This window comes from Pandoraea sputorum (assembly GCF_000814845.2).
Classification (GTDB): domain Bacteria; phylum Pseudomonadota; class Gammaproteobacteria; order Burkholderiales; family Burkholderiaceae; genus Pandoraea; species Pandoraea sputorum.
The window spans coordinates 3542828-3556840 of sequence record NZ_CP010431.2 but is presented as its reverse complement, the minus strand read 5'-3'; the positions used below and the strand labels follow the sequence as shown (position 1 = coordinate 3556840).

At 61.9% G+C, this 14013-nt stretch carries 12 protein-coding genes; 9 read left to right on the top strand and 3 right to left on the bottom strand.

The window, feature by feature from the left end; all coding sequences use genetic code 11:
• The first annotated feature begins 117 nt into the window (after window positions 1–117).
• The 6 genes from NA29_RS15665 (at window position 118) to NA29_RS15640 (ending at window position 6465) form a co-directional block, all read left to right on the top strand.
• The gene (locus tag NA29_RS15665) at window positions 118–1269 is read left to right on the top strand and encodes an ABC transporter substrate-binding protein (RefSeq protein WP_039399424.1); all 1152 of its coding nucleotides are present in this window, start codon (window positions 118–120) and stop codon (window positions 1267–1269) included.
• Window positions 1270–1396: 127 nt separating this feature from the next.
• On the top strand, window positions 1397–2278 hold the full coding sequence (locus NA29_RS15660; protein WP_039399422.1) for a branched-chain amino acid ABC transporter permease: 882 nt from the start codon (window positions 1397–1399) through the stop codon (window positions 2276–2278).
• Between the two features lie 13 nt (window positions 2279–2291).
• Complete coding sequence (locus tag NA29_RS15655; RefSeq protein WP_039399420.1) at window positions 2292–3167, top strand: branched-chain amino acid ABC transporter permease; 876 nt, start codon at window positions 2292–2294, stop codon at window positions 3165–3167.
• Window positions 3168–3185: 18 nt separating this feature from the next.
• On the top strand, window positions 3186–3986 hold the full coding sequence (locus NA29_RS15650) for an ABC transporter ATP-binding protein (RefSeq protein ID WP_039399418.1): 801 nt from the start codon (window positions 3186–3188) through the stop codon (window positions 3984–3986).
• Entirely contained in the window at window positions 3983–4696 is a 714-nt protein-coding gene (locus tag NA29_RS15645; protein ID WP_039399416.1) for an ABC transporter ATP-binding protein, read from the top strand. The genes NA29_RS15650 and NA29_RS15645 overlap by 4 nt, the downstream gene beginning before the upstream one ends.
• A gap of 329 nt (window positions 4697–5025) precedes the next feature.
• On the top strand, window positions 5026–6465 hold the full coding sequence (locus NA29_RS15640; RefSeq protein WP_039399414.1) for a sensor domain-containing diguanylate cyclase: 1440 nt from the start codon (window positions 5026–5028) through the stop codon (window positions 6463–6465).
• A gap of 56 nt (window positions 6466–6521) precedes the next feature.
• Here NA29_RS15640 and NA29_RS15635 read toward each other — a convergent pair whose 3' ends face one another.
• From NA29_RS15635 to NA29_RS15625, 3 genes are read right to left on the bottom strand one after another with little or no spacing between them, the layout of a single operon-like run.
• Window positions 6522–7010, bottom strand: a complete 489-nt coding sequence (locus NA29_RS15635) for a dihydrofolate reductase (protein ID WP_039399412.1) — start codon at window positions 7008–7010, stop codon at window positions 6522–6524.
• Window positions 7007–7801, bottom strand: coding sequence for a thymidylate synthase (locus NA29_RS15630; RefSeq protein WP_039399410.1), 795 nt, complete (start codon window positions 7799–7801; stop codon window positions 7007–7009). The genes NA29_RS15635 and NA29_RS15630 overlap by 4 nt, the downstream gene beginning before the upstream one ends.
• A gap of 59 nt (window positions 7802–7860) precedes the next feature.
• Window positions 7861–8970 carry an ABC transporter ATP-binding protein gene (locus tag NA29_RS15625; RefSeq protein ID WP_039399408.1) on the bottom strand — a complete coding sequence of 370 codons (1110 nt, stop codon included), beginning with the start codon at window positions 8968–8970 and terminating at the stop codon, window positions 7861–7863.
• 508 nt (window positions 8971–9478) lie between these two features.
• Between NA29_RS15625 and NA29_RS15620 the strand changes: the two genes are divergently transcribed.
• The 3 genes from NA29_RS15620 (at window position 9479) to NA29_RS15610 (ending at window position 13995) form a co-directional block, all read left to right on the top strand.
• Window positions 9479–11068, top strand: a complete 1590-nt coding sequence (locus tag NA29_RS15620) for an ABC transporter permease (protein ID WP_039399405.1) — start codon at window positions 9479–9481, stop codon at window positions 11066–11068.
• A gap of 653 nt (window positions 11069–11721) precedes the next feature.
• Entirely contained in the window at window positions 11722–12696 is a 975-nt protein-coding gene (locus NA29_RS15615; RefSeq protein WP_224786836.1) for a LysR family transcriptional regulator, read from the top strand.
• Between the two features lie 222 nt (window positions 12697–12918).
• On the top strand, window positions 12919–13995 hold the full coding sequence (locus NA29_RS15610) for an ABC transporter substrate-binding protein (protein WP_084103800.1): 1077 nt from the start codon (window positions 12919–12921) through the stop codon (window positions 13993–13995).
• Window positions 13996–14013 lie beyond the last annotated feature (18 nt).

Here is a 14013-nt window from a genome sequence, read left to right as displayed (position 1 = left end):
GCTTAGGAGTTTTCTTAAGCCGTGGCTTAAGAACGTACACGGTAGTTAGGGTAATGGGCGCGCTCATAAGGCGCGCCTTCTCATAACTAGAGACTAGGTATTGGAGGAAGAGGACTCATGAAAAGCACCATGACCAAGTTGCTGAGCGCACTTGTCGCGACGGGGATGGTGGCTGCGGCCCACGCAGCCGATCTGAAGATCGGTGTGGCCGAAGCACTGTCGGGTGGCGCTGCGCAATACGGCGCGGCCATCAAGAACGGTTTCCAGCTTGCCGCTGACGAGATCAATGCCTCAGGTGGCATCAACGGCAACAAGCTCGTGCTTCAGATCGAAGATGAGCAGGGCAAGAAGGAAGAGGCGATCAACGTCTTCAAGAAGCTGATCTTCCAGGACAAGGTGCTCATGGTCTTCGGCCCGACGCTGTCGAACTCGGCCCAGGCCGCCGATCCGATCGCGCAAGCCGGCAAGACGGTCGCGTTCGGCACGTCCAACACGGCTGACGGCATTACCTCCATCGGCGATTTCATCTTCCGCAATTCGGTGACCGAAGCCGACGTGCTGCCGGAGACCATCAAGGTTGCGGCCAAGCACACGGGCATCAAGAAGGTTGCCGTGCTGTACGGTAACGACGATGTCTTCACCAAGAGCGGCTACGACAACTTCAAGAAGGCGCTCGAAGACCTGAAGATCCCGGTCACGACGACCGAAACGTTTGCCAAGGGCGACGTGGACTTCAAGGCGCAGCTCACGAAGATCAAGGCCTCGAACCCGGACGCCATCGTGCTGTCGGCGCTGATCGCCGAAGGCGCACCGATCATGGTGCAAGCCCGTCAACTGGGTATCAATGTGCCGTTCATCGGCGGCAACGGCATGAACTCGGTCAAGATCTTCGATCTGGCCAAGGGCAGCTCGGATGGCCTGTGGGTGGGTAGCCCGTGGTCGATCGAGAACAACACGCCGGCCAACACGAAGTTCATCGCTGCCTACAAGGCGAAGTACAACGTGGCGCCGGATCAGTTCGCCGCACAGTCGTACGACGCGATGTATATCGCTGCCGGCGCGATCAAGAACGTGAAGATCTCCGGCAACCTCGATGCCGACCGCAAGGCACTGCGCGATGCGCTGCCGAAGGTCACGCATGATGGCGCTACCGGCAAGTTCGCGTTCCGTCAGGCAATGGGCAAGGGCGGCAAGCCGGCGGGCTACGATGCACAACAAGCGCCGATCGTCAGCGTGACGAAGGGCGGCAAGTACGTCATCGAGAAGTAAGCCCGGCAGTACTTGAAGAAGTCCGCATGGGCGTAGGGCCGAAAGGCGCTACGCCCATCGGCGTTTCTGGTACACGTCGCGCCCCCTTGCGACGCGTGCCTCCGTCCCTCAGGCTGGAATACACACCATGCTGGAACAGCAACTCGTCAACGCGCTCTCCCTCGGGTGCGTGTACGCCTTGTTCGCGCTCGGGTTCACACTCGTGTTCGGCATCCTCGGCGTTATCAATCTCTCGCACGGCGCGGTCTTCATGGTCGGTGCCTACGCGGCATTGCAAGCCGTCGTGCATCTGCATCTGCCGCTGTGGGCGGCCATTGTGACGGCCGTGATCGTCTCGGGCCTGCTCGGCCTGGTCATCGACGTGCTCGTGCTCAAACCGTTGCGCAAGCGCGGTGCGCCTCACCTGATTCCGATGATTGCCACCATTGGCGTGGGCATTTTGCTCAACAACGGCGTGCAGGGCATCTTCGGTGCAGAGAACCTGCGCTTCCCGTACGACCTCGTCTCGCAGGACACCCTGACCGTGGCGGGCGTCCACATGACCGTGCTCGAACTTGCGATCATCTTCATTTCGTTCGCGCTGATGGCCGTACTCATCACCACGATCAAGAAGACGCAACTGGGACGCGCGCTGCGCGCGATCGCGGAGTCGCCGAAAGCGGCGTACCTGCTCGGCATCAACGTCGAAGGACTGTTCCTCGCCACGTCGTTCGCGGCAGCGGGTCTGGGGGGCATGGCCGGTGTGCTGATCGGCCTGTACTCCAACGCAGTGTTCCCGCTCATGGGGCAGCCCATGCTGCACAAGGGCATTGCGGTGATCATTCTCGGTGGCATGGGCGATATTCGCGGCGCGATGATCGGCGGCTTGTTCCTCGGCTTTGCCGAAGTGTTGTCGGTGGCTTACATCGGCTCGAACATGCGCGACGCCGTGGCGTTTGGCCTCTTGTTCCTGATCCTGCTGGTGCGTCCGCAGGGGTTGTTCGGCAAAGTGCTCGAACGCAAAGCGTAATCACGGGGGCGCAATGGACTGGTTCAATAATTTCTGGGCGGTATATAGCAATCTGGTGCTGACTCTCGGCACCAATGCGCTGCTGGCCCTGTCGATTTATCTCACGCTCTCGTGCGGCATGCTGGCGATGGCCAACGCCGCGTTCATGGGTATAGGTGCGTACACCGCGGCATTGCTGACGATGAACTACGACACGCCGTTTGCGGTGTCGTTGGCGGGCGGCATGGCCGCACCTGCGCTGGTCGCGTTCATCATCGGCAAGCCGACGCTGCGCCTGTCGGGCGTGTATCTGGCGATGGCGACGCTCGGTTTCGGCGAAGTTGTGCGTGTGTTGATCCTCAATACGGAAGATCTGACGGGCGGTGCGCTCGGTCTGAACGGCATTCCGCAACTCACGCAGTGGTGGCATGTGGCTGCTGCCGTCGTGATCGTGCTTGCAGTGCTGTGGCGTCTGCGTCGCTCCAAGGTTGGCCGTGCGTTCGAGGCGATCAAGGAAGACGAGACGGCCGCCGGGCTGATGGGCATTAACGTGACGGGTTACAAGATGCTGGCGTTCGTGCTCGGCGCGGTGCTGGCCGGTCTTGCCGGTGCCCTCAATGCGCATCTGACGTTCTTCATCGGACCGAATGAGTTCGGGTTCGATCGCGGCGTCGAGATTCTGACGATGGCGATCCTCGGCGGTATCAATGGCCTTGTGGGTCCGGTGCTCGGCAGCACGATTCTGACGCTCCTGCCCGAATTGCTGCGCGCATTCAACGACTTCCGTCTGGTGGTCAACGGCCTGATTCTGGTGCTGATCGTGTTGTTCCTGCCCAAGGGCATCTGGGATCCGATGCGTTTTCGCCGTTGGTTCCGTGCCAGCAAGACGCGTTCGGCGTCTTCCACGTAAGCGGACGGGGAACACGACATGCTTAAGCTTTCCAATATTTCCAAGCGATTCGGCGGTCTGCACGTGCTGCAGGACGTCAATATCGAGGTGCCGCAAGGCACCATCTTCGGCCTGATCGGCCCGAACGGTGCGGGCAAGACGACCGTCTTCAACCTGATCACGGGATTGTTGCAGCCTACCGGCGGCAGCATCACGTTCAACGGTGAGAGTCTGATCGGCGAAAAGCCGCACCGAATTACGCAGCGCGGTATTGCTCGCACGTTCCAGAACATCCGCATCTTTAAAGAGATGACGCTGATCGAGAACGTGGTGGTTGGCATGCACCGTCACCTCTCGTATGGTCCGGCGGGCTTGTTGCTCTCGCTGCCGGGCTTTCGCGACATGGAGAAACGTTCTCGCGAGCGAGCCCACGAACTGCTGTCGTGGGTCAAGCTCGACCACAAGGCGTACGACATTGCCGACAATCTTTCGTACGGCGATCAGCGCAAGCTCGAACTGGCGCGTGCGCTGGCGACCGAGCCCAAGCTGTTGCTGCTCGACGAGCCGGTCGCGGGCATGAATACCGGCGAGAAAGTCGATCTCATGAGCGAGATTGAGAACATCAAGGCGCGCGGTTACACGATCTTTATGATCGAGCACGACATGCGTTTCGTGATGGGCTTGTGCGAGCGTATCGCGGTGCTGAACTTCGGACGCATCATCGCCGAGGGCAAGCCGGACGAGATCAAGAACAACCCGCAGGTTATCGAAGCCTATCTGGGCCGCGATGACGACGACGATGTGGCTGCGTTGGCGGCTGGCGCGGAGGACAAGGCATGAGCGCGCTGCTCGAAGTGAAGGGCCTGAAAGTGGCCTATGGGCATATCGAGGCTGTGAAGGGCGTCGATTTTGCATTGCGCGAGCACGAAATCACCTCGCTCGTGGGCGCGAACGGCGCCGGTAAGTCCACCACGCTGCTGGCGTTGTCCGGCCTCATCAAGAAGCAGGCTGGCACGATTCTCTTCGAAGGCGAGGATATTGGCGGGCTGGCGCCCAACAAGATCGTGCAACGCGGGCTGGTGCAGGTGGCCGAGGGACGTGCCACGCTCACGACGATGTCCGTTCGCGAGAACCTCGAACTCGGGGCCTACACGCGTCGCGACAAGCAGAACGTGAAGCCCGATCTGGACAAGGTGCTCGAGCGCTTTCCGCGACTCGCCGAACGAATCGACCAGATGGCCGGGAACCTGTCGGGTGGCGAGCAGCAGATGCTGGCGATCGGTCGGGCGTTGATGGCGCGCCCGAAACTGTTGCTGCTCGATGAACCTTCGATGGGCCTCGCGCCGATCATCGTCCAGGGGATTTTCGCTACGCTCAAAGAAATCAACGCCGACGGCCTGACCATCTTCCTGGTCGAGCAGAACGTGCGGCAGGCACTGAAGATTGCGCAGCACGGCTATGTGCTGGAGACGGGCAAGGTCGTGCTCGACGACACTGGCCGGAATCTGCTGGGCAATCCGCGCGTGCTGGAGGCGTATCTGGGCGGTTGAGTTCCATGCAACGGCGTCTTTGAAACGGGCGTACGACCGTACGCGCGTTTGAGATTAGGGGCCGTCTGCGTACCAGACGATGTGACGCTAACGGCGTCGGCGGGGGATCTGCGGATACCTTGTCGACGCCGATTTTGTTGGTGGCGGACGCGGTGTATCGCTGGCTCAATGCGGACGGCACGGGTGCTTTCGCGTCCACAGATTGGCAGTCAGTCGGAATTGGTGCATGCTGCCGCTAATTGCCCGCAAGATGTGTGCGAGATGTCTGCGCGGCGTCGTTTTAGGCTATGCCATACCGGCATCCTGCTCGGCTAAGCAAGAGGGATTCCATGGACGGCTTTCTGATGGAGCGTGCATCGCGAGGACAGCGGGCGTTTGCCGGCTGTCTGGCGATCGCCATCCTCGCTGCCTTGATACTCGCGGCGCCGCAAGCCACCTCGGTGCTGCCTGCGGTGGCACCGTTCCTGCCGATGTGCGGGCTGACGGTGTTTACGACGGCCACCATTGTGGCGTACTTGCTTTGCGGACAGTTCCGGGTGTCGCGTCTGCCCGTCTTCGGCTTGCTGGCGGGCGCTTACGCCTTTACAGCGCTCACCGTCGCCATGCAGTTGCTCACCTTTCCGGGACTCTTCGCGCCGGGCGGGCTATTCGGCGCAAGGCCAACGACCTCCGGCTGGATCTGGGTTTTCTGGCATGCTGGTTTCCCTACGCTCGTCCTGATCGCCATGATCTCGCGACGCCAGTTTGCGCCCCAATCCATCACACAATTTCCCTCACCGGGTAAAGGCGTAGGTATCTACGTCGGCATTCCGCTTGCCGTCGGCATCCTGCTTTGCCTTGCGGCATTGACCGTCCCCCTCCCGCCCGCGCTCCAGCCTGCCACGTCTCCGGGCGATTTCTCCAGCGGCGGTGTCGGCATCGTGCTGCTGGTGCTAAATCTCGTTGCGCTGGGGGCCGTGCTAGGCATCGGAAGGCTGCGCACGGTACTCGACCTCTGGGTGGCGCTCGCTGTGCTCGCCTGTGTGACGGACACGGTACTCAGTCTGATGAGTACGGTTCGCTTCTCGCTGGGGTGGTATCTCGCGCGCTTTTTCAGTATGTCGGCACCGGGGCTGCTGGTCTGCGTGCTCGTGTGGGAAGTGACGCGGCTGTATCGCGAACTCACCCGGGCGCACCTGCGCCTCATCGAATACAGCAATCGCGACGCGCTGACCGGCATCTACAATCGCCGGTATTTCAATGACCGGTTCCCCGGTGATTACGAGCAGGCGCGCCGTGCGGGGCGACCGCTTTCGCTGCTGATGATCGACGTCGACCATTTCAAACGCTACAACGACGCCTACGGGCACCCGATAGGCGACGAGTGCCTTGAGCACGTCGCGCTTGCGCTGATGCGGGCGACGCATCGACCGGCCGATCTCGTCGCCCGCTACGGTGGCGAGGAGTTCGTTATCGTGCTGCCCGATACGGACGAGCGTGGCGCGATGTTCGTGGCGACACGGGTCACGGAGAGCGTGCGCGCGTTGGCGAAGCCCTGCCCGGGGCCGCAAGGACGTGTCACCGTCAGTGTCGGCTGCGCAACCCACGTACCGCAGCAGGGGAATGCCAGCGACACACCTGACCGGTTGATTGCGCTAGCGGACGAAGCACTCTACGCAGCCAAACGTCTTGGCCGCGATCGTATTCAGGTTGCGCAGGGGGTGCCATCCGATGGTGAGAACGTTGGCGGCGCGGCTGCTGATGCGCCGCGTGCCAATCTGAGTGCGTGAGCTAGTGCGTGGGTCGGTGCCTGAGCCGATCGGCGCAGACGCCGCAGCGAGTCGCGTCAGACGCGCTCGTATGTGACAAACGAATAATCGAAATCGTTCGGCGCAGGGGAGTGATGCGTTTCGCGTGCCGTCTCACGCCATTGGGCGGCGGGGAGGTCGGGGAAGTGCGCATCGCCCTCGAACGCTTTGGCGATCTCCGTCACGACGACCTTGTCTGCACTGGCAAGCGATTCGGCATACAGCTGTGCACCGCCGATCAGACAAATTTCCTCCACACCGACGCAAAGCCGCATCGCATCCACCAACGAGCCAGCGACTTCGCAGCCGTCGATTTTCAGGTCGGGATTGCGGGAAACGACAATGTTGCGACGTCCGGGCAGCGGACGTCCAATCGAGTCGAACGTCTTACGTCCCATGACGATGGGCTTGCCCAGCGTGGTGCGCTTGAAGTGTGCAAGGTCTTCCGGCAGACGCCACGGCAATTGATTGTCACGCCCGATCACGCCATTTTCGGCGCGGGCGACCACAAGCGTCAGAATCGTCATACGGCCACCGGCGCCTTGATGTGCGGATGCGCTTCGTATCCGGTGATATGGAAGTCCTCGAACGTGTAATCGAAGATCGAATCGGGCTTGCGCGCGATCTCAAGCTTCGGCAGCGGGAACGGCGCGCGCGCGAGCTGCGTTTGCACCTGTTCGAGGTGATTGTTGTACAGATGGCAGTCGCCACCGGTCCAGATGAAGTCGCCCACATCCAGGCCGGTTTGCTGCGCCACCATATGCGTCAACAATGCGTAGCTGGCGATGTTGAACGGCACCCCGAGGAAGATGTCCGCACTACGTTGATAAAGCTGGCAGGACAACTTGCCGTCGGCAACGTAGAACTGGAAGAACGCATGGCACGGGGGCAGCGCCATACGCGGAATCTCGCCGACATTCCATGCGGACACGATCAGGCGACGCGAGTCCGGTGTCGAGCGGATCTGCTCCACGATCTGCGTAATCTGGTCGATGTGACCGCCATCGGGTGTTGGCCACGAGCGCCATTGCGCGCCGTAGACGGGCCCGAGTTCACCTTCGGCATCCGCCCATTCGTTCCAGATGGAGACGCCGTTTTCCTGCAAATAGCGCACGTTGGTGCTGCCTTGCAGGAACCACAGCAGTTCGTGCACGATCGATTTGATGTGCACTTTTTTCGTGGTGACGAGCGGGAACCCTTCCTGCAGGTCGAAGCGCATCTGATAGCCGAACACCGAGCGCGTGCCTGTGCCCGTGCGGTCGGTTTTGTCTGTGCCATGTTCGAGTACATGGCGCATGAAGTCTAGGTACTGTTTCATAGGCCCATCCGTTTTGCGGGATTTTACCAGCCTCCGGGTGACGTGGTACTTGCCTGCCGTCAGACGGCGGCCTGAGCAGCGGCGAATGCCACCGGATGTTGCACCGTCAGGCGCAGTCCAACACGGTCGCCAGCCTCGTGCGCCAATTCGCCATCGACTCGCGCGACCACTTCGATGCCGGACGCGAGACGCAGCGTGTACAACTGATCGGCCCCGCGAAATGCGCGACGCACGAGCGTGCCTTCGAACGGACTTGCGGGGTCATGGGCAATGTCGTCTGCGCGAAGCAGGACGTCGACACTCACGGGATAAGTGTCACGGGCGGCGCTTCGGATCAGTTTGTCGGCGAGCGCGGACGAGACGGAGATTTCTCCGATTTCGAGCGAGATGCCACCGCCTTCGGCGTTGCCCCGGAAGGTGCCGGGAATGAGCGCGCCGCGCCCGATAAAGTCTGCGACGATCCGATTGGCCGGGGACCGCCAGAGCTCACGTGCCGCAGACCACTGCGCGATGGCGCCCGCGTGCATGACGCCAATGCGGTCGGCCATCGCGAAGGCTTCGTGCTGATCGTGCGTGACGAGAATGGCCGTCGCACCGCTGGCTCGAATGATCTCCCGAACCTCCACGGCCAGACGCTCGCGCAGGTCGAGGTCGAGGTTCGAGAAGGGCTCGTCGAGGAGAAGCAGTGCAGGCGCGGGGGCCAAGGCGCGGGCAAGTGCGACGCGTTGTTGTTGCCCCCCGGACAGTTCATGCGGGTACTTCTTTAACGTGCCCGCCAGACCGACCCGCTCGGCCAGCATTTCGACGCGAGTCTGACGCTCTACTCGGGCCATGCGGCTAATGCCAAAGCCGATGTTTTGCGCGACGTTCAGGTGCGGAAATAACGCGTAGTCCTGGAACACCACGCCGACGTGACGCCGCTCAGGCGGCTCGCTCAACTGCGCGTTGGCGACTTCGTGGCCGTCAAGCACGATCCGGCCGCCGGCCAGCGGCTCGAAACCGCACACCGCACGGAGCACCGTCGTCTTCCCGCATCCCGACGGACCCAGCAGGCAACCGATCTCGCCGCGCGCCAAGGACAGCGACAGATCCCGGACAGCTATATGCGTCTGGCCTGTTGTGTCGTAACTGACGCAGATATGGTCGAGCAGGAGATAAGGCAGTGGCATGGGTGTCGGAACGAATGTAGGTCGAGATGGGGCTGCGGGGAAATTCAGGCAAGCGAACGGCGGCTTTGCGCAAAGCGCGGGCACTTTCCTTGAGTGGCCGCGTCAGAGTCGCAGTTGCGAATGCGTATAATTTACAACGCATTGGCAACGCATTAGACCGGAGAATACCTCGCGGTTCCCTCAGGCAATACGTACATTAAGTAGCCTGGGGCTTGAGGACGACGCCTGACGACGTAGATTCACTTTCCATCTTCCACGCATTCACCGCATTTCTTCATTCTGATCCCGACCTCTTCCAATGTCATCGACGCCCCAGTCACGCGCCGCAACCGATTCTGTTCCTCCCGACTTGTCTTCTGACCGGAGCTTCGGAGATTCGCAGGCATTTGCCACGACGGTCGCCAAAGTCGCCGTCGGGCACTCACAGACGGCGTCGTCCGGCAGATCGTCGAATTCTGGCGGACGTAGACGAGGCTGGCGCTCTGCCGGTGTCTTCGGCTGGCGGCTCGTGGCATGGATTCCTGCGCTGATCGTGCTTGTGCCCATGTTCGGCATCGTGGCGGCGCTGGGGGTGGGCGATGCCGACACACGCGCCGTGCTTGCCCATATGCTCGACACAGTGCTGCCCGAATACGCGCTCAACTCACTGCGCATCTCGCTGGCTGTGAGCGGCGGCGTGCTAGTAATGGGCGTCGGTACCGCGTGGCTTGTCGTTCACTACGCATTTCCCGGTCGTCGCGTGCTGGAGTGGGCGCTGATTCTGCCGCTGGCGATGCCCGCTTATGTTACGGCCTACGCATATACCGATTTCCTTCAATTTGCCGGGCCAGTGCAAAGCGCGCTTCGTCGCGCGCTGGCCGTTGACCGCGTGACGTGGTTTCCCGAGATTCGTTCGTGGTACGGGGCTGCCTGGGTCTTCGCGGGAGCGTTCTATCCGTACGTCTATCTGTTGGCGCGTACGGCATTTGCGGAACACAGCCAGCGCTTCTTTGAGGCGGCACGTACGCTGGGGTGCACGCCGTTGCAGGCGTTCTTCCGAGTGGCGCTGCCGCTAGCGCGCCCGGCGCTGGTCGCAGGCATCGCACTCGTCCTCATGGAGACGCTGGCGGACTATGGCGCAGTCGCCTACTTCGGGGTACCGACGTTCACAACGGGCATCTACCGTGCGTGGCTGTCGATGGGCGACCGCATCGCGGCGGCCCAACTGTCGGCATGCCTGCTATTCGCTGTCTTACTCCTACTGATGGCAGAAGCGCGCAGCCGTACGCGATTGCGGTTTTACGGGGCACCGGGGCGCGCGCCGACGACATCACGCCGAACGGCACTGCGCGGGTGGCGTGGCGTGCTGGCTGCCGCCGGTTGCGCCCTGCCGTTGATCGTGGGGTTTGCACTGCCCGCGATCATCATGCTGCGCCTGGCTGTCTCGGAACTGGATCAGGTGCCTTGGCCTCGCTATGGCGAGTGGGTCTACAACACGGTGCGGTTGGCGGCGGTAGCGGCGGTGGTCGCGTGCGCGTTCGCCGTTGTGCTTGGCTACGCCCAGCGACTTGCGCCCGGACGCATCACACGTATTGCCGTACGCCTCGTAGGGGTCGGCTACGCAATTCCCGGGGCGGTCATCGCGCTAGGCATTCTCACCCCTGTGCTGCATCTCGACACATGGATGGGGAACGTATTCGGGGCAAACGGGCTGGTATTGGCCGGTACGGGCGGCGTCCTGATCTACGCTTACCTCGTGCGCTTTCTGCCTGCGGCGCTGCAAAGCGTCGATGCAGGATTTGCCCGTATCGCGCCCAATCTGGACGCCAGCGCGCGCAGTCTCGGTGTGGGCGGCTGGTCAATGCTGCGTCGCGTGCACTTGCCGCTATTGCGGGGCAGCGTACTGACGGCAGCCCTGCTGGTGTTCGTCGACGTCATGAAGGAATTGCCGGCCACGCTCGCGTTGCGGCCATTCAACATGGATACGCTCGCCGTGGTGACCAGCCATCTCGCCGCCGACGAACGGCTCGCCGAAGCCGCTGTCCCGGCCCTGACGCTGGTGCTGGTGGGCTTGCTGCCGGTGCTGGTGCTGGCCCGGGCCATTGCGCGGCGCGCCTGAGGGGCGACCGGTCTGCCGGTTTCTTCAAGCAAAATGCCACTTCGAAGACAGGGGGGAACGATCATCCGCCCTGCGTTTTATCAAATCTAGAGACGTTTCACAGTTGCCGCCCCGATAGCGCCGCACTATAGTCAAATCATCTCGGCAACTAAGCCGGGATGATTGAGCGTCAACAAAAATGATTGCGATCGTCATTTGCAAATGTTGGCTGTTCATGGCCTTGGCGTTGGCACCACCGCCCGAGGTCGCACCGCTCAATACGGCTGATGGCGGCTGGAGTGCCGTGCTACTGACCGGAGGGATGCGCTAGGCGGTTGTCCTGGGAGGGACCGACGCGAGGACATTTCACCGGACGCAGGACGTCCGATGGTGGCGTGCAACCTTCTGGTCCGGTGTCGGTTTTGTGTCATTGACGTCACACACCGCTGCATGCCCGATATCCTTTCCCCCAGATATCTGCGCACCCTATCGAACGCTTCGGCATTCGCCTCGATGGCGTCGAGCGCATAGGTTGACGCAGGTAGACGTGGATTGGCGGACGTTGGTCGCTGGATAAGTGTTGTTTTCCGGTGTCGTCAGGGGCGGCCCCGAGTGGCATTTTTGTCACCCGCACCGCAAAATCGCTGGCAATGCAGTGCCTTCGGGAGACAGGCATGGCGCTATGGCGGATCGATCTTGTCTCGTTGCGGCTGTTTGTCGCTGTCTGTGAAGAGAGCAGCATTGCCCGGGCAGCCGAGCGTGAGTTCATCGCGCCCTCGGCCGTCAGCAAACGGATCAACGATCTCGAATCGCTGGTCGGATCGGCGCTCCTCCAACGCCATAAGTGGGGGGTGCGGGCGACGCCGGCGGGTGAGGCGCTACTGCATCACGCACGCAACGTACTCCGCAGTCTTGAGAAGATGCAGGGAGACCTGTCCGAGTACACAAGTGGCGTACGCGGTCACATCCGCATCTTCGCCAACGTTTCCTCGATTGTCGAAACATTACCCGACGAACTGGGCGCATTCCTGCGTCGCCACGAAGGGGTGAAGGTCGACCTCGAAGAACATACGAGCGCGCAAGTGGTGCGCGGTGTGGCGGACGGGGCGACCGACATCGGTATCTGCTGGGATGCGGTCGACACCCGCGACGTCGAAGTCTTCCCTTATCGCCACGATCAGATCGTCACGGTCCTTCACCGGGATCATCCGCTCGCCTGCGCCGAGCAGCTCGCGTTCATCGAAACCCTCGACTTCGATCAGATCGGCGTGCATCCGGATAGCGCGATGTACACCGTTTTCAGACGCCTTGCCGCCGAACAGGGCAAGACGGTCAAATTCCGAATCCACGTCTCAACGTTCGAAGCGGTGTGCCGCATGGTGAGGGCGCAGCTTGGCCTGGCGATTGCGCCGCGCGAGGCCGTCGGCATCTATTCGCAGGTGCCTGACGGAGAAGCGTTGCGTATCGTACCGCTCACAGATCCCTGGGCGGAGCGGCGGCTGGTTGTCTGCGTCCGCCGGTACGATGCGTTGCCCGTTGCGTCGCGCATGCTGGTCGACCACCTGTGCGCACGTAACGTAACGGGAACATCGGGGGGAACGCGGCTAGCTGATGATTGCGGAAATAAGGAGGGGGCAGAGCGCTCCTGAACAGCTGCGCGAGGAGGACGCGCCCGATGGTCGGTGCAAACCCTCATCGGACCGCGTCAAAGGGGACGCTGATGCGGCAAACATCGTGAACCGCGATGTCTGGCATGCCGAAACACCTCTTGCCGTTGCCTCTGGGCCGACGGATGCTCTGGGGGCCGATAGCGATTCCGGCCGACGAGCCGGGGCGCGCCGTATCTCGCATTGTGCGAGAGGAGACACGCGATGACACATGCCGACGCGCGCCGTGTGCGCGAAGCCGTGGGACGTTTGATTCTTGTTCTCACGCTGATGGCGCTGGGCCTCATAGCACTCAGCCTGAGCGGGGGAGCCTCCGCTGCGCCGGCGCAACCCCTCGAAAAACCGAAGATCACCATCGCCGTGGGCGGAAAACCCGGCCTCTACTATCTGCCCCTGACGATTGCCGAACAACTAGGCTACTTCAAAGACGAAGGCCTCGACGTCACGATCGACGACTTCGCCGGGGGCTCCAAGGCGCTGCAGGCGGTCGTTGGCGGAAGCGCGGACGTCGGCACGGGGGCGTTCGAACACACGCTGCTCATGCAGACCAAGGGGCTGATTTACCAATCGTTCGTTGTGCTGGGCGCTGCGCCGCAACTGGTCCTCGGCGTCGTCAAGACCAAGGCAAGCGAAGTGAATTCCGTGAAGGATCTGAAAGGGATGCGTGTCGGTGTCAGCGCGCCGGGATCGAGTACGCACATGCTGGTGAGCGTGGCCCTGACCAAAGCAGGTCTCAAACCCACCGACGTCTCTATCGTCGGCGTGGGTAGCAACGCAACGGTGATCGCGGCGGCCCGCAACGGACAGATCGATGCCGTTTCCAACGTAGACCCGATGATGACGTTGTTGCAGGAGTCCGGCGACGTGAAGGTGCTCATCGACACACGTACGCAGGCTGGCACCCGCGCAATGTTCGGAGGTCCGATGCCTGCGGCGGTGATGTACGCACCGCAGAGCTTCATCCAGAAGAACCCGCGTACGGTGCAGGCACTGGCCAACGCGATCGTACGTGCGGACAAATGGCTGCAACACGCAACGGCAGCGCAATTGCTCAAAACGGTTCCGGAGCCTTATCTCCTCGGTGACAAGACGCTTTATCTGAAGGCCTTCGCGAACTGTCGCGAAGCCTTTTCCCCGGACGGCATCATGCCCACCGATGGTCCTGCGACCGCACTGAAAGCGCTGGCGTCGTTCTCGCCGGAGGTCAAGCCGTCGCAGATCCGGTTAGGCGACACCTGGACCAACACGTTCGCCACGCAGGCGAATCGCCAGTATCCCTGAGCGCTATCGGACGAACGT